The 15,848-nt window shown below is 61.6% G+C and carries 13 protein-coding genes; 6 read left to right on the top strand and 7 right to left on the bottom strand.

The annotated features are described in order from the left end of the window. Positions 1-96: 96 nt before the first annotated feature. On the bottom strand, positions 97-1,206 hold the full coding sequence (gene gcvT / locus KUV72_RS11035; RefSeq protein WP_206938540.1) for a glycine cleavage system aminomethyltransferase GcvT: 1,110 nt from the start codon (positions 1,204-1,206) through the stop codon (positions 97-99). A gap of 81 nt (positions 1,207-1,287) precedes the next feature. Beyond that, the gene (locus tag KUV72_RS11030) at positions 1,288-2,622 is read right to left on the bottom strand and encodes an alanine/glycine:cation symporter family protein (protein ID WP_242520666.1); all 1,335 of its coding nucleotides are present in this window, start codon (positions 2,620-2,622) and stop codon (positions 1,288-1,290) included. 754 nt (positions 2,623-3,376) lie between these two features. Between KUV72_RS11030 and gcvH the strand changes: the two genes are divergently transcribed. Together gcvH and gcvP are read left to right on the top strand one after the other, a co-directional pair. Next, positions 3,377-3,769, top strand: coding sequence for a glycine cleavage system protein GcvH (gene gcvH, locus KUV72_RS11025; RefSeq protein WP_206938536.1), 393 nt, complete (start codon positions 3,377-3,379; stop codon positions 3,767-3,769). A 254-nt stretch (positions 3,770-4,023) separates the two neighbouring features. Continuing rightward, entirely contained in the window at positions 4,024-6,918 is a 2,895-nt protein-coding gene (gcvP, locus tag KUV72_RS11020) for an aminomethyl-transferring glycine dehydrogenase (RefSeq protein ID WP_222238402.1), read from the top strand. Between the two features lie 54 nt (positions 6,919-6,972). Here gcvP and KUV72_RS11015 read toward each other — a convergent pair whose 3' ends face one another. Further along, positions 6,973-7,890 carry a LysR family transcriptional regulator gene (locus KUV72_RS11015; RefSeq protein WP_206939245.1) on the bottom strand — a complete coding sequence of 306 codons (918 nt, stop codon included), beginning with the start codon at positions 7,888-7,890 and terminating at the stop codon, positions 6,973-6,975. 220 nt (positions 7,891-8,110) lie between these two features. Here KUV72_RS11015 and KUV72_RS11010 point away from each other — a divergent pair, with 220 nt between their 5' ends. Then, positions 8,111-8,401: a YfcL family protein gene (locus KUV72_RS11010; RefSeq protein ID WP_222163865.1), complete on the top strand. Its 291-nt coding sequence runs from the start codon at positions 8,111-8,113 to the stop codon at positions 8,399-8,401. Positions 8,402-8,427: 26 nt separating this feature from the next. Beyond that, positions 8,428-9,801: a nucleotide 5'-monophosphate nucleosidase PpnN gene (gene ppnN, locus KUV72_RS11005; protein ID WP_242520577.1), complete on the top strand. Its 1,374-nt coding sequence runs from the start codon at positions 8,428-8,430 to the stop codon at positions 9,799-9,801. Positions 9,802-9,916: 115 nt separating this feature from the next. Here ppnN and KUV72_RS11000 read toward each other — a convergent pair whose 3' ends face one another. Then, entirely contained in the window at positions 9,917-10,285 is a 369-nt protein-coding gene (locus KUV72_RS11000) for a hypothetical protein (RefSeq protein ID WP_206938530.1), read from the bottom strand. After that, entirely contained in the window at positions 10,285-10,749 is a 465-nt protein-coding gene (locus KUV72_RS10995; RefSeq protein WP_222163866.1) for a flavodoxin domain-containing protein, read from the bottom strand. The genes KUV72_RS11000 and KUV72_RS10995 overlap by 1 nt, the downstream gene beginning before the upstream one ends. A gap of 141 nt (positions 10,750-10,890) precedes the next feature. Here KUV72_RS10995 and KUV72_RS10990 point away from each other — a divergent pair, with 141 nt between their 5' ends. Both KUV72_RS10990 and KUV72_RS10985 read left to right on the top strand, forming a co-directional pair. Then, positions 10,891-11,097, top strand: coding sequence for a DUF2788 domain-containing protein (locus tag KUV72_RS10990; RefSeq protein ID WP_206938526.1), 207 nt, complete (start codon positions 10,891-10,893; stop codon positions 11,095-11,097). A 508-nt stretch (positions 11,098-11,605) separates the two neighbouring features. Continuing rightward, the gene (locus tag KUV72_RS10985; protein ID WP_224852096.1) at positions 11,606-12,991 is read left to right on the top strand and encodes a uracil-xanthine permease family protein; all 1,386 of its coding nucleotides are present in this window, start codon (positions 11,606-11,608) and stop codon (positions 12,989-12,991) included. Positions 12,992-13,103: 112 nt separating this feature from the next. Here KUV72_RS10985 and ihfA read toward each other — a convergent pair whose 3' ends face one another. Both ihfA and pheT read right to left on the bottom strand, forming a co-directional pair. Beyond that, complete coding sequence (ihfA, locus tag KUV72_RS10980; RefSeq protein WP_222238400.1) at positions 13,104-13,403, bottom strand: integration host factor subunit alpha; 300 nt, start codon at positions 13,401-13,403, stop codon at positions 13,104-13,106. Between the two features lie 57 nt (positions 13,404-13,460). Next, positions 13,461-15,842, bottom strand: coding sequence for a phenylalanine--tRNA ligase subunit beta (gene pheT / locus KUV72_RS10975; protein ID WP_222238399.1), 2,382 nt, complete (start codon positions 15,840-15,842; stop codon positions 13,461-13,463). Between the last annotated feature and the right edge of the window lie 6 nt (positions 15,843-15,848).

The raw sequence follows: 15,848 nt of genomic DNA, 5'->3' as shown, positions 1-15,848 counted from the left end.
GGTGGCTGTTGTCCCCGAATCTCACACACAAGATAACGGTATAAAATTCACTACGCTGACAGCTCAGGCCTGCAGTGACGAACGCTCGCTGGCGGCCTATCCCCGATAGTAGCCAGGCGTGATGACCGGCATCCGTGTCACCGTCATCGGCAGCCGCTTGCCACGCACCTCGGCGTAGACCGTGGTGCCCAACTCCGCGTGGTCGAGCGTGACGTAGCCCATGGCCACGGGCTTGCCCACGCTGGGCCCAAAGCCTCCAGAGGTCACGCTGCCCAACAGCTGGTTGTCTTCACTGTACAGCTCGGCACCCTCACGCACCGGCGCCCGGCCCTCGGCCAGTAGCCCCACCCGCTTGCGCTGATGGTCCTTGACCTCAATCTGGTGCAGCACCATGTCCGCCCCCGGAAAACCGCCGGCACGCTCGCCACCGCGACGCCTTGGCTTGCCGATCGCCCAGATCAACCCTGCCTCGACCGGTGTCGTGGTGGTATCGATATCGTGACCGTACAAGCAAAGCCCCGCTTCAAGGCGCAACGAGTCCCGCGCCCCAAGACCGATCGCCTCGACCTCGTCTTCTGCCAGCAGCTTGCGGGCAAGCGCATCCGTCTGCTCTGCCGGCACAGAAATCTCGAAGCCGTCCTCGCCGGTGTAACCGCTGCGACTCACCCACACAGCAATACCATCGATGTCGAAACGGCCATGCTGCATGAACACCATGTCACAAGCCGCCGGGCACAGACGCTGCATGACACTGGCAGCCTTTGGGCCCTGAAGAGCGAGCAGGCCACGGTCTACCACTTCAATCTCATGATCCGGCAACCCGCGGCGAAGGTGCGCAATATCCTGCTCCCGGCAAGCCGCATTCACCACCAGATAGAGATGGTCCCCGGCATTGACCGTCATCAAGTCATCGAGAATGCCACCCTCCTCGCTGGTGAACAGACCATAGCGCTGCATGCCTTCCGGCAGTCCCACCAGGTCCGCCGGCACCAGCGATTCCAGGGCGACCAATGCGTCATCGCCGCGAATCAGGATCTGTGCCATGTGCGACACGTCGAACAGGCCACAGGCGGCCCGAGTGTGCTCATGCTCCTTCTTCACCCCCAGGGGGTACTGAACAGGCATGTCATAGCCAGCGAAGGGCACCATCTTGGCCCCCAGCTCGCGGTGAAGGGCATTCAGCGGTGTGGTCTTGAGGTCACTCATGGCGTCTCATCTCGTGGTTCATGAAAGAACCCCCGAACGACAGGAGGTGCCCTTGAGGCACCTCCTGCCGACGGCCTGGGTTCAGGACTTGTGATGGTCGAGGTCTTCGCCCGGCAGGATGTCCTTGCCGTCGAAGTAGTCTTTGGTCAGCTTGAACACCACCGGCGACAGCAGGGCCAGGGCAATCAAGTTAGGAATCGCCATCATGGCGTTGAAGGTGTCTGCCATCAGCCAGATGAAGCCAAGCTGCGCCAGCGCACCTACCGGAATGGCAGCCACGAACAGAATGCGATACAGCATGATGGAGCGCGTGCCGAACAGGAACTGGAAGCACTTCTCGCCGTAGAAGGACCAGCCCAGAATCGTGGTGAAGGCAAACACCGCGAGGGCAATGGAGACGATGATGTCACCCCATCCACCAGGCAAGGCGTTTTCAAAGGACATCGCGGTCAGCGAGGCACCCTGTTCACCGGTTTCCCAGATGGGGGCGGTCAAGATGACCAACGCCGTCACGGTGCACACCATGATGGTGTCGATAAAGGTACCCAGCATGGCGATCAGGCCCTGACGCACCGGATTCTTGGTTTGCGCCGCGGCGTGAGCGATGGGGGCACTACCGAGGCCCGCCTCGTTGGAGAAGATACCGCGCGCCACACCAAAACGAATGGCCGCCATCACCGCTGCACCGGCAAAGCCACCCACTGCTGCATGGGGGTTGAAGGCGTAATAGAAGATGTCGGAGAAGGCGTTACCGATCTGGTCGGCATTCACGGACAACGCGCTGACGCCGGCAATGATGTAGGCGATGCCCATGACCGGCACCAGCTTGCCCGCCACCTTGGCGATGCGCTTGATCCCCCCCAGGATAACGGCGCCTGCCAGCACCATGATCACCAGACCGGTGACCCAGTGCGGGATACCAAAGCTGGAATCCAGCGCATCGGCGACGGAGTTCGACTGCACCGTGTTACCGATACCAAAGGCGGCCACGGCGCCGAAGAAGGCGAAAGCGCCACCCAGCCACAGCCATTTGCGGCCAAGACCGTTCTTGATGTAGTACATCGGCCCGCCGATGTGGAAGCCGTTCTCGTCAGTCTCGCGATAACGCACCGCCAGCACGGCCTCGGCAAACTTGGTGGCCATACCGACCAGTGCGGTGATCCACATCCAGAACACCGCGCCTGGACCACCCAGCGCAATCGCCGTCGCCACACCGGCGATGTTACCAGTACCGATCGTCGCGGACAGCGCCGTCATCAGGGCGTTGAAGGGAGAAATTTCCCCCTCGTCCTGGGAGGACGCCTTGCTATCTCGTCCCCCCCACATCAACTTGAAGCCCATACCCAGCTTGCGAATAGGCATGATCTTCAGACCGATCTGCAGGTAGATGCCTACCCCCAGCAGCAGGACCAGCATGACTGGCCCCCACACCACGCCATTAATGGCGGAGAAGATGTTGTTGAGTGCGTCCACGGAAGTCTCCCTTTGACTCGGCACTTGTTATTATGCGCCACGTATTGATGCGCTACCCGCTGCTGCCCTGCCGCATTCCGATAAAACTCTATCGAAACAACGGATCTGCCAGCGGATTAGGTAGCACGGACCCGCCTAAGATAGCGGATATTGCTACACGCGCACCAGTCACGCTGTTTCACGCAAGCCCCTGTTCGCAAACGCTGGCCCAAGCTGCATAAGACAGGCCCGTCGACACCGGCAGAAGGCAACCACCGAATAAAGACCCACGCCGACGATGTGCTGCGTTGCGAGCTTGCGACACCTCCATCAAAGTTTCTTATTGGAAACTTTTGACACCATATCCAAGACAGCGCTTCCTGGCAAACATTGCCCGCAGCACGGGGCGCACGGCTCCGTTCTGCAATATCAGCATAGTCCCCTGGCATGTCTGCTGCCCACCGCCCGCCTGACCCGCCACCCTCAAGCGCCAAGCAGCCCCGGCCAGCGCTACGTCGGGTGAGGAAGAGGCGTGACCTGCCAGCGAACGGCATCACGAACTTTCCCGCCGGGCTGGACGCGACGAGCGCTTCGATCCACCCTATGTCGTGAGGATACGTCAACCGACTCGGTATTCTCTTGTCATGGACTCGCCAAATGCCTTGAATGGCGTTAGCATGCGCGAAACCGGAAAACCTTTTTCGTATAGGAAATCGAGATGAGCTCAATCCCCGCCAACCTGCGCTACGTCGACAGCCACGAATGGATTCAGGACAACGGCGACGGAACTGTCACCATCGGTATTACCGACCACGCGCAGGAGTCCCTGGGCGACGTGGTGTTCGTTGACCTGCCTGACGTCGGCAGCAGCCTGTCCAAAGGTGACGAGTTTGGCGTCATCGAATCGGTCAAGGCGGCTTCCGACCTGTACGCGCCGGTGGACGGCGAGGTCATCGAGGTCAACGAATCTCTGGAAGACTCGCCGGAGACCGTCAACGAAGCTCCCTACGAAGATGGCTGGATCATGAAGGTGCGCCTGGACGACAAGAGCGCTCTCGACGATCTGCTGGATGCAGAGGCTTATCAGGCAGTGGTCGACGCCGAAGGCTGATCCGGCTTGGTGGCGAGCCACGCCACCACCACCGGGGCCTACCAGGGCCCCGGTTACCGCCCAGGAAGAGCTGAGGGCTGAGGGTACAGGTCAGAGGGAAAGCAGCAGATAGCGCCCTCCCCGACCCCACTGCCGTATCGCTGAGGACGTTGGCAGCCTGTGACGCACAGGCTCATCAGCTCAGGCACTTCTGTCATCTTTCTAACGCTTCACTCACACTGGATCTCGTCGATCCACCACATTCAAGGTGTTCCATGGCTTTCGATACACGTCGCCTGGCCGAACTGGCCGATCATGATGCCTTTCTTCGTCGTCACAACGGTCCCGGCTCCGCTGACAGAGCCAAGATGCTTGCAGCGCTTGACGTCGATAGCATGGATGCCCTGATCGACAAGACAGTCCCCGCGAATATCCGTCTGGGTCGTGAGCTCGATCTGGACCCGCCCAAGGCCGAGGCCGAGGCACTTGACTATCTGTACCGGCTGGCGCGCCAGAACAAGGTGGCAAAGAGCTACATCGGTCAGGGCTACTACGACACTCACCTGCCCGCCGTCATTCAACGCAACGTGCTGGAAAACCCAGGCTGGTACACCGCCTACACCCCTTACCAGCCAGAAATTTCCCAGGGCCGCCTGGAAGGTCTGCTGAACTTCCAGCAGATGGTCATGGACCTGACCGGCATGGAGCTGGCCAATGCCTCCCTGCTGGATGAAGCTACCGCCGCCGCCGAAGCCATGGCGCTGTGTCGTCGCTCCAACAAGAAGGCCAAGACCAATGCCTTCTTCGTCGCCGACGACGTCTTCCCTCAGACCCTGGACGTGCTCAAGACCCGGGCCTCGTGGTTTGGCTACGACATCGTTACCGCTCCGGCAGCGGAGCTCGGCCAGCACGATGTGTTCGGCGCGCTGCTGCAATACCCGGGCAACGACGGCCGCGTGCATGACCTGGCGCCGCTGATCGCCGAGGCCAAGGACCGCGGCATCATGACCTGCGTGGCCACCGACCTGATGGCCCTGGTACTGCTGAAGGAGCCTGGTGCGATGGGTGCCGACATCGTGGTCGGTTCCAGTCAGCGCTTTGGTGTCCCCATGGGCTTCGGTGGGCCTCACGCCGCCTTCTTCGCCACCACCGACAAACTCAAGCGCTCGATCCCCGGGCGTATCATCGGTGTGTCCAAGGATGCCCGCGGCAACACCGCGCTGCGCATGGCGATGCAGACCCGCGAACAGCATATTCGCCGCGAGAAGGCCACCTCGAACATCTGTACGGCCCAGGCGCTGCTGGCCAATATCGCCGGCTTCTATGCGGTGTACCACGGTGCAGAGGGACTGCGCACCATTGCCGGCCGTATTCATCGCCTGACCACCATTCTGGCCACGGGCCTGGAACAGAAAGGCGTCTCCCTCGCCAACGACAGCTACTTTGACACGCTACGCCTGACCGGCGTTGATCGTGGCAAGATCCTGGGTCGCGCCATGACCCACGAGGTCAACCTGCGCTACTTCGACAACGGCGACGTCGGCGTCAGTCTGGACGAGACCACCACGGCCCACGACCTGGACGTGCTGTTCGACGTCCTGCTGGGCGAAGAACACGGCCTTGGCGTGCGCGAACTGGACGATGGCGTGCTCGACAGCAAGGCCAGCGGCATCCCCAGCGCCTGCCGCCGCGAGAGTCGCTTCCTCGAGCACCCGACGTTCCAGCGCTATCGCAGCGAAACCGAGATGCTGCGCTACCTGAAGCGCCTCGAAAACAAGGATTTGTCGCTGGCCCACGCCATGATTCCGCTGGGCTCCTGCACCATGAAGCTCAACGCGACCACCGAGATGATGCCGATCACCTGGCCGGAGTTCGCCCGCATCCACCCCTTCGCGCCGAAGGACCAGGTCGCGGGCTATCGCCAGATGATCGACGAGCTGTCGGCCTTCCTGGTCGAAATCACTGGCTACGACCACATTTCCATGCAGCCTAACTCAGGCGCACAGGGCGAATACGCAGGGCTGGTGGCCATCCGTCGCTACCAGGCGGCGCAGGGCGAAGGCCATCGTGACGTCTGCCTGATCCCAAGCTCTGCCCATGGCACCAACCCCGCTTCCGCTGCCATGTGCAGCATGAAGGTCGTGGTGGTGGAATGCGACGAGCGCGGCAACATCGACCTTGCCGATCTCAAGGCCAAGGCTGAGCAGCACGCCGACACCCTGTCCGCCATCATGCTGACCTACCCGTCTACCCACGGAGTGTTCGAGCAGGGAGTGCGCGATGCCTGCGATATCGTTCACGCCAACGGTGGCCAGGTCTATATCGACGGTGCCAACATGAATGCTCAGGTGGGTCTCGCCCGCCCGGGCGACTTTGGCGGCGACGTCAGCCACCTCAATCTGCACAAGACCTTCTGCATTCCCCACGGCGGCGGCGGCCCCGGCATGGGCCCCATCGGGGTCAAGGCGCACCTCGCCCCCCATGTTGCCAATCACAGCGTCACCCCCCTCGACGGCGTTGAGGCGGACTCAGGCGCGGTATCGGCAGCGGCCTTTGGCTCCGCATCGATCCTGCCGATCTCCTGGGCCTACATCAAGATGATGGGCGCACGGGGCCTGCGCGAGGCCACCGAACTGGCGATCCTCGGCGCGAACTACATCGCCCAGCGCCTCGACGGACACTATCCGGTGCTCTACAAGGGCGAAAGCGGCACAGTGGCACACGAGTGCATCATCGACATTCGTCCGCTCAAGGCGGCCTCCGGCATCAGCGAGGAAGACATTGCCAAGCGCCTGATGGACTATGGCTTCCATGCACCGACAATGTCATTCCCGGTGGCAGGCACCCTGATGATCGAGCCAACCGAGTCCGAATCTCTTTACGAGCTCGACCGCTTCTGTGACGCCATGATCGGCATTCGTGAGGAAATCGCTCGGGTCGAGAAGGGTGAATGGGCGCTCGACGACAACCCGCTGGTGCATGCGCCGCATACCATGGCGGACCTGATGGACCCCGACTGGAGCCGCGGCTACTCCAGGGAAATCGGGGCCTTCCCGTCCGAGGCGGTCAAGGGGGCCAAGTACTGGCCCGCCGCCAACCGGGTGGACAACGTGCTGGGCGATCGACAGCTGATCTGCTCCTGCCCGAGCATCGACGAGTATCGCGACTAAGCGGACCTCGCTAGACCACGAACCCCGCCAGCTGGCGGGGTTCGTGCGTTGAAGCTAGCCTTCCAGCGCTCGCCCATCAGGATGACCGAAACGTTCCAGGTGGCGCTGCTCACGGAAGGCTTCCAGTAAATGGTGGTAACGACTCGGCACCTGAGCACCGCGACGACTCACCAGATAGAGCGTCTCATCCAACGGCTGGCTGAGCGTCATTTCGCGCACCTGGCGCTGCCACGGCGACGTCTCCAGCACCAGCCGAGACACCACGCTGAAACCCAGCCCTCGAGCCACCGCATCCAGCACCATGCCTACCTCGTTGGTGAAGCCCTGGCGGGGAAAGTGGCTCATCGAGCGGAAGTCATCGGGGAAATTGGCTCGCAGCAGGCTCACCGCCTTGTCCAGGCCGTCGGTATAGCTGATGAAGCCCAGTCCGAGCAGGTCGTTGAGGGTGGTACCGGTAAAGTCTGCCGGCACCACAAGGCTCAGGGGTTCGTCGTGCCATGGCTCGCAGACCAGGTCCGGATGCCGGGTTGCCTCCGTCACGATCCCAAGGTCATGTCGCCCGGCCAGTACATCGGCCAGGATCTCCTGATGAAAGGCAAAGCAGTAGGAGACGGTAAGCCCGGGATGGCGCTGCTGCTGGCCGAGAATAAACGGATACAGCATCAGGCCGATGCTGCCCGGCGAGGCCAGCCGGCACTCACCGCTGTCCAGGCTCTCGTCGTCGAGAGAATGTCGGAACTGCTCGTGCTCCGAAAACAGCTTCACCGCGTAGTCGTAGACACGGCGCCCTGCCTCGGTCAGCCGGAAACGTCGCCCCTGGCGCTCCAGCAGTGGCTTGTCCAGGTACCGCTCAAGCTTACGAATATGCTGACTGACCCCAGGCTGGGTCATCTCGAGACGCTGAGCGGTACGGGTAAAGCTACCGGTTTCCACCAGCGTGATGAAGGTACGAAAATACAGGGCATTGAACATGGAATGACGCCAGGATGATTCGCCGGCGTCCTGGGCCATCAGGCGACGGGGCCAGGCACAATCCGGGTGACGCGGCATAGTCTACCACTTCCACCCGGGGGCCGCAGCGGTGCGCCTGAACGCACGGCCGTGATAGCATCACACCATGATCAAGAGTTCGATGTCAGCCACAGCACCTTCTACCACCGCACCTTCCACCACAGCACAAGAGTCACTTTCCATGCATGACCCCATCGCCGCACGTGCCGACGCCATTCATGATGCCCTGCTGGACATGGAGCGTGAGGCCAGTGCCGACGACTTGTTTCCCCTCGGGTATCTGATTCCGCAGATCCCCCTGGTGGTGGACCAGCTTGACTACAACCCCAGCGAGGTAAGCAGCGACGACTTCGACGCCGTCTTCCATGAATGGCTGGATGGCGCCTTTGCCCAGGATGGCATGAGCGACGCGGACCAAACAGCCGTGCGCGAACTCTTCAACCAGGCGTGCGACAAGGCACCGATGCCTTGAATCGCCTCTGACAAGGAAGCCCAAAAATGGCCGAGACCATTTCCACCACGATTTCCCCTGAGGGCAGCCTCGAAATCCTGTCCCAGCATGAAGTCAACCGCCTCCGCGACAGCTCTCAAACCGGGCTGCATGAAATGTTGCGTCGCTGCACGCTGGCGGTACTGAATTCCGGCAACCCCATGGATGACGGCCTGGCACTGCTGGAAACCTACCCCAACTTTGACATTGAGCTGCTCCAGCAAGACCGCGGCGTGCGCCTCAAGCTGACCGACGCCCCGGCCGAAGCCTTTGTCGACGGCCGCATGATCCGCGGCATCCGCGAGCACATCTCCAGCGTGCTGCGGGATATCGTCTACGTCTACAACGAGATTCAGAACCAGTCGCGCTTCGACCTGTCCACGGGAGAAGGCACCACCAACGCCGTCTTCCACATTCTGCGCAAGGCCGGCACGCTCAAGCCGAGCCGCGACCCCAGCCTGGTCGTCTGCTGGGGTGGTCATTCCATCTCTCGAGAGGAATACGAATACACCAAGGACGTGGGATACCACCTCGGCCTGCGTGACCTGGACATCTGCACCGGTTGCGGTCCCGGTGCCATGAAAGGCCCCATGAAGGGGGCCAACGTTGCCCACGCCAAGCAGCGGCGCTATCCCGGACGCTACCTCGGCGTGTCCGAGCCCGGCATCATTGCTGCCGAAGCGCCCAATCCCATCGTCAACGAGCTGGTGGTGATGCCGGACATCGAGAAGCGCCTTGAGGCCTTCGTGCGGCTGGGTCACGGCATCATCGTCTTCCCGGGGGGAGTGGGCACGGCGGAAGAGATTCTGTATCTGCTCGGCATCCTGCTGCATCCCGACAACGTCGACATGGAGCTGCCGGTGGTCTTCACCGGGCCGGCGAGTGCCGCGGAGTACTTTCAGCGTATCGATGAGTTTCTGGTCTATACCTTGGGTGAGTCCGTGCGCGAGCTCTACCAGATCATCATCGACGACCCCACCCAGGTCGCCCGCACCATGCGCGCCAACATCGACAAGGTCACGGAGTATCGGCGCGCCCGTCAGGATGCCTTCTACTACAACTGGCGCCTGACCATTGCCCGAAACTTCCAGGAGCCGTTCGTCCCCACCCACGAGGCCATGGCCGGGCTCGAGCTCAATCGTGAACTGCCCAAGCATGAGTTGGCCGCCAACCTGCGCCGCGCGTTCTCGGGCATCGTGGCCGGTAACGTCAAGGAGCAAGGGATTCGCGCCATCGAAGCACACGGCCCCTTCCGCTTGCACGCCGAAGCGGACCTGATGGAGAAGCTGGACGCCCTGCTGACCTCCTTCGTTGCCCAAGGACGCATGAAGCTGGCCGGCGACTACGTGCCGTGCTACACCCTTGGAGGTAGATCCGGCTGACGGATATCGCCTTCTTGGCAGGTAAAAAAACGCCCTGGATCCATGATCCAGGGCGTTTTGTCATCGCGTCGGCCGCGCCAGGACCTCGCCCTGGCTGGCGTCAGCTGAACTCAGCTCAATCTCGCTTGGAAAACACCAGTACTACAGCATGCAACAAAAGGCCTGCGGTCGCTCCCTGGGATAACGTGATGACGCCCAGGGCCACGCCGCCCACCACCAGCTTGTAGATCACCATGGCGACCAGCGCCACGACCATGCAGCCAAGCAGCGTGAACAACATGCGCAGAAAGCGAGAGCGCCCGGCGCCATCGAGCAGGCGCCACTGAAACAGGGAAGCCAGGGCGAGCACACCCAGCACGATGTAGACCAGCGTCTCGCGGGTCGCCAGGCCGGCCATCTGATAACGTGGCAGGGTCAGCGCCAATACCAGCATCAGACCCACCATCAGGCTGAGGCGAGCAGGGCTCGCGATTGCCCGTGCCATCATGCCACCTTGAGATCTTGGCGAGAAATCCAGCCCTCGACCCAGGGCAAGGCTTCATCGTCAGCCATGAAGGTTTCCATGGCGTCGATCTCCAGTCGGTCATCAAGGCGGGTCGCGCCTTGCTCCTCGAGCAGCTGATCCAGACGGCGGCCGGCACCACAGAAGGTGTCGCCGTAGGAGCTGTCACCCAGGGCGATCAGTCCATAGCGCAGGTGGCCCAGCCCCGGGCTCTTGTCCTGCAATTCGCGTACGAAACTGACGAAATTGCCGGGGAAATCACCGCTACCTGTCGTCGACACGCAGAACAGGGCGAGATCCGGCGCATCGTCGGTGACATCAGCCAGAGAGGGATTTTCGAGAACCGAGACGTCGTACCCGGCCTCCTCGAACAGCGGCTTGACCTGCTCCGCCACGTCGAGTGCACCACCATACATGGTGCCAACCAGTATCTTGAGTGTAGGCATGTAAAGGAATTACCTGAGAATTCTAGTCGGATTCTAGCATGCTGGCCGAGACCGACGCATCCCCGGCGACCTGCAATCTGCCCGGCAAGGCGCTACCATGGCAGGCGCAAGCAAGACGCCTCCCCAGACAGCGAGACCTCTATGCAAGACACCTTCGAGACATGGATCACCCCCATCATGATCGGCGGACTCATGCTGTTCATGTGCTTCATCATCTGGGATCTGGCCAAGCAATCCAAGGCGGGGCGCTTTGGCACCCTGATGCTGTTCATCGTGCTCGGGGCCGGAATGCTCGGCTATGTGGCCAAGGTGGCGATCACCTGGTACCTCGAAAGCCACGGCGTCTAGACCCGCCAAGGTCGGTCTCTTCCCCCTGCTGCGCCCCGCCCAGGTCCACGCCAGCAGGTCGTGGAGCGCCGTTTGCCATATCTCCCATCAGCACCCGTACGGCCCTCAGCGTACGAACCACTTGCACGGACCACTCAATCAGCACAGCGCAGCCATTCAGCACAGAATTGTCTGCCGCCAGGCCCTCTCCCACCAACAAAGACATACGCGGCTGGGTGCCCTGCCCACGCGGCGCTCTCCCATCGAGTTGAACCAGAACCTCAACTCGAGTCGTCTTTCTCCTCGCCTCTGTGTGATATCGATCAAATCATGACGCACCATCGCGCACTTATCCTGTATACACACGCTACATTGTCGTGAATACACTAGCCTAGAGCCAGGTAGGCAACAGCAACCGCCTCGCCATCAGGATCAGGAGCAGCGCCCACGCCCTGCCCCTACGTCTGGCCAACAGTTCGTGCCGGCCGATCTTGTTGGCACAACAACAACGATGACAATGGCCGAGAACATGCACACTCCTCCCAAGACACTGTTTGATTTCCACGGGCGTCCAGGCCTGGCCAAGGCGCTTCCCATCTCGTTACAGCACGTGCTGGCAATGATTGCGGGAGTCATCACTCCTCCGCTTATCGTGGCGGGCGTGGTGGGGGTGAGCCCTGCCGAGAAACTGCAGCTCATCCAGGTCGCTATCCTGGCCTCCGGCGCTTGTACCCTGTTCCACCTGTACGGACTCTGGAAGTTTGGCGCTCGCCTGCCGGCCATATTCGGTGTCGGCTTTGCCTACGTTCCGACGCTGATCGCCGTCGGCAGCCAATATGGCATCGAAGGTATTCTCGGCGCCCAACTTATCGGCGGCATTACCATGGTGATAGTGGGCTACTTCATACAGTTCATTCGTCACCTGTTTCCACCGGTCGTGGCGGGCACCGTGGTACTGGTCATCGGCCTGTCGCTGTATGACATCGCGATCCGCTACATTGCAGGAAGCGGCAACGTCAATGCAGAGGGTTTCGGGAATCTCTCCAACTGGGGGCTCGGACTGCTGACCTTGATTGCCGTGCTGCTGGCATCACAGTTTGGTCGCGGGATCATCAAGCTGTCCGCCATCATCATCGGCATGCTGGTGGGATATCTGGCTGCCATCCCGCTGGGCATGATCGACCTTAGCCCGATCCATAACGCGCCCTGGCTGGCAGTGCCCAAGGCCATGCCTTTTGCCATGGAGTTTCACTCTGCTGCGATCATCTCCATGGTGGTCATCTGTGTGATCAACTCAGTGCAGACCATTGGGGATCTATCTGCGACCAGCGTCGCCGGCATGAACCGGGAGCTCTCCACCAAGGAGCTTACCGGAGGCCTTCTCGGCAATGGCCTGACAACCACCATCAGCACCCTTTTCGGTGCCCTGCCGACCTCCACCTACAGCCAGAACGTCGGGATTGTCGCCATTACCAAGGTGGTCAGCCGCACGGTTTTCTTGCTTGCCGGCATTATCGTGCTGGTGGCGGGGTTCAGTCCTAAATTCAGCGCCCTGATGACGACCATCCCCTACCCTGTCATCGGCGGCGCCACCATCACGGTCTTTGGCATGATCACCGTGACCGGCATTCAGCTGTTGATCAAAGACGAGATGACGGCCCGCAACATGACCATCGTTGGCCTGTCACTGGCACTGAGCCTTGGCATCGCCTCGGAGCCAGCTGCCATCGAGCAATTCCCGGAAACCTTCAAGAATGTCGTGAGCGGTGCGCCCATCGTCATCGCGGCCCTCAGCGCCTTTCTGCTCAACCTGCTGCTGCCGCGCAAGACGCTGGCCGAAGAAGCCGCCGAGAGAGACGAGCCACCGACGACAGCGACACCCAGCGCGGCGGCCACCGGCTCTGACAACGGCTAAGCGGTCGACAACCCGCATCGGGCTACCGACATGACCAGCCCATCGATGCAGCGGGACCAGCACCAAAAAAAGCGCCGCCTGATATCAGGCGGCGCTTCAGCTTTACAGCAGATCATTCCTCTTCATCTGGATGACCTACCTGGCTCTTCAATTTCTGGCCCGGACGGAAGGTCACCACACGCCGCGCCGAGATGGGAATCTCTTCCCCCGTCTTGGGGTTGCGGCCAGGACGTTCGCGCTTATCGCGCAGGTCAAAATTGCCGAACCCCGACAACTTGACCTGCTCATTCTCTCGCAGACAGGCACGGATCTCTTCGAAGAAGGCTTCCACCATGGTTTTCGCCTCCCGCTTGGACAGGCCAAGTTCCGTGTGCAGATGCTCGGCCAATTCTGCCTTGGTCAACGCTCCCATGTCGTCATCCTCATGGTGATGGTCACGCCAACCGTCCGCGCCCGTCAGGCTAAAGCGTCAAGCACGCAGCTCAGCATCGACTCCCTGCCGAGCCGTTGCCACGATGGCATCGACCAACTGATTGATTTCTTCGTCATTTAGCGTGCGCGATGGATGCTGCCAGGTCAAGCCCAAGGCCACACTCTTACGACCTTCGGCTACACCTTTGCCCTGATAGACGTCGAAAAGCGCCAGATCCGTCAACCATTCACCCGCCTCGGCCCTGACCCGGTCGAGCAGTGCCTGTACCGGTTGGTCCTCATCGATGACGAAGGCCAAGTCACGCCGCACCTCGGGGTAGCGCGACAGCGGTGCGAAGGCCGGGATACGGCCCTGGCTAAGTGCATCCAGGCGAACCTCGAACAACACGGCGTCAGTCTTGAGGCCCAGCTTGCCCTTGACCGCGGGGTGCAGCGTGCCAATCCAGCCGGCTTCTTCACCGCGATGCAGGATCCGCGCGCACTGCCCCGGGTGGAGCGAGGGATGCTCGCCTGGTTCGAAACGCCAGGCGTCGGCGTCACCGCTGACCTCCAACAGACTTTCCAGATCTCCCTTGAGATCAAAAAAGTCCACCTTGTCACGGCCACCGGTCCAACCCTCGGGCAGACGCGAACCGCAAACGACAGCGCCTAGCATCGGCACCTGTTCCAGGTCATCGAGCTCGCCGCGGAAGACCAGGCCACTCTCGAACAGGCGCACACGGGTCTGCTGACGATTGAGGTTGTGTTCCAGCGCCCTTACCAGCCCCGGAAACAGACTGGCACGCATCACCGACAGGTCCGCGGAGATGGGGTTGGCGAGAACCGGCGATACCGCCTCAGGCAGCAAGGTCCGCTGCAGCTCAGGCGCGACAAAACTGTAGGTAATCGCTTCCTGGTAGCCACGGGCCGTCATCTGCCTGCGCAATCTGCCCAGCGGGCTTTGCGCCTCATGGTCAGCCTTCAAGCCCAGGCGTACTGCGGGACGGCGTACCGGCAGCCGATTGTAGCCATGGATGCGGGCCACTTCCTCGATCAGGTCTTCCTCGATCGTGATATCAAAGCGCCAACTCGGCACCTTGACCGTCCAACCGCGATCATGGGCGTCAACCGCCATGCCGAGACGCTCAAGGATTTCGCTGACCTCAGCGTCGTCCAGGCGCTTTGACAGTGCCTTCGCCAACCGCTCAGCGCGGAGCGTGACGTCTCGCTGACCGGGCAGATGAGCGTCATCCGCCTGCTCGTTGAGCGGGCCCGGCTCGCCGCCACAGATCTCGATCAACAGCGCAGTCGCACGTTCCACGGCACGTCGCGTCAGCTCCGGGTCGACGCCCCGTTCGAAACGATGGGACGCGTCAGTGTGAAGCCCGTAGGAGCGCGCCTGGCCTGCGACCGCCAGAGGAGTAAAGAACGCGCCTTCCAGGAAGATATCTCGCGTCTCGGCCCCCACACCGGAGTGCTCGCCGCCCATGACGCCCGCCAAGGCCAGAGGGCCCTTGTCATCAGCAATGATCAAGGTGCTCGGATCGAGGGACACGGTCTGGCCGTCAAGCAGCACCAGCTCCTCACCCTGGCGCGCCAGGCGCACCACGACGGCACCCTCAAGATTGGCACGATCAAAGGCGTGTAACGGCTGTCCCAACTCGAGCATGACATAGTTGGTGACATCAACGGCAGGATCGATCGCACGCACGCCGCTGCGGCGCAGACGCTCAATCATCCACATTGGCGTCGGACGGCTGATGTCGACACCCTTGATCAGGCGACCGATATAACGCGGGCAACGCTGAGCATCCTCGACGCGTACCGGGAAGGTCTCGTCGTGACGTGCAGCAACCGGGTCAATGGTTGGCTCAGTCAGGCCGAGACGATTCAGCACGCCCACTTCCCGAGCCAGACCCTGCACGCTCAAGCAGTCGCCACGGTTGGGTGTCAGGTCCACTTCAATGGTGTGATCATCCAGCGCGAGGTACTCACGTAGGGCCGTCCCCACCGGTGCGTCTTCGGGGAGCACCAGGATGCCTTCGGAAGTGCCTTCCTCAAGGCCCAGCTCCGATGCGGAGCAGATCATGCCGCGAGATTCGACACCACGCAGCTTGGCCTTCTTGATCTTGAAATCGCCGGGTAGCACGGCGCCGACGCGAGCAAAGGGAATCCGCTGTCCCACCGCCACATTCGGGGCGCCGCACACCACTTGAACCGGCTCACCGCTGCCATCGTCAACCTGGCAGACGTTCAGCTTGTCAGCGTCGGGATGCTGGACCTTGTCGGTCACCTGCGCCACCACGACGTCGCTGAATGACGCCGCAACGGGCTCGACGGCATCTACCTCGAGCCCCGCCATGGTGATCTGGTCGGCCAGCCCCTGGGTAGACAGCTGAGGGGAAACCCACTCCCTCAGCCACTGTTCAGATACTTTCATGAGGAC

The organism is Halomonas sp. DP4Y7-1 (assembly GCF_019800705.1).
Taxonomy (GTDB): domain Bacteria; phylum Pseudomonadota; class Gammaproteobacteria; order Pseudomonadales; family Halomonadaceae; genus Halomonas; species Halomonas litopenaei_A.
The sequence above is the reverse complement of the archived record's forward strand: the minus strand, read 5'-3'. Positions and strand labels throughout refer to the sequence as shown.

Bases quoted from the DNA above. Each gene is read 5' to 3' on its own strand.
- KUV72_RS10985 (WP_224852096.1), top strand. From the start codon at position 11,606: ATGCACACTCCTCCCAAGACACTGTTTGATTTCCACGGGCGTCCAGGC.
- KUV72_RS10990 (WP_206938526.1), top strand. From the start codon at position 10,891: ATGCAAGACACCTTCGAGACATGGATCACCCCCATCATGATCGGCGGA.
- pheT (WP_222238399.1), bottom strand. From the start codon at position 15,842: ATGAAAGTATCTGAACAGTGGCTGAGGGAGTGGGTTTCCCCTCAGCTG.
- KUV72_RS10995 (WP_222163866.1), bottom strand. From the start codon at position 10,749: ATGCCTACACTCAAGATACTGGTTGGCACCATGTATGGTGGTGCACTC.
- KUV72_RS11010 (WP_222163865.1), top strand. From the start codon at position 8,111: ATGCATGACCCCATCGCCGCACGTGCCGACGCCATTCATGATGCCCTG.
- KUV72_RS11030 (WP_242520666.1), bottom strand. From the start codon at position 2,622: ATGCTGGTCCTGCTGCTGGGGGTAGGCATCTACCTGCAGATCGGTCTG.
- ihfA (WP_222238400.1), bottom strand. From the start codon at position 13,403: ATGGGAGCGTTGACCAAGGCAGAATTGGCCGAGCATCTGCACACGGAA.
- KUV72_RS11000 (WP_206938530.1), bottom strand. From the start codon at position 10,285: ATGGCACGGGCAATCGCGAGCCCTGCTCGCCTCAGCCTGATGGTGGGT.
- gcvH (WP_206938536.1), top strand. From the start codon at position 3,377: ATGAGCTCAATCCCCGCCAACCTGCGCTACGTCGACAGCCACGAATGG.
- gcvT (WP_206938540.1), bottom strand. From the start codon at position 1,206: ATGAGTGACCTCAAGACCACACCGCTGAATGCCCTTCACCGCGAGCTG.
- ppnN (WP_242520577.1), top strand. From the start codon at position 8,428: ATGGCCGAGACCATTTCCACCACGATTTCCCCTGAGGGCAGCCTCGAA.
- KUV72_RS11015 (WP_206939245.1), bottom strand. From the start codon at position 7,890: ATGTTCAATGCCCTGTATTTTCGTACCTTCATCACGCTGGTGGAAACC.
- gcvP (WP_222238402.1), top strand. From the start codon at position 4,024: ATGGCTTTCGATACACGTCGCCTGGCCGAACTGGCCGATCATGATGCC.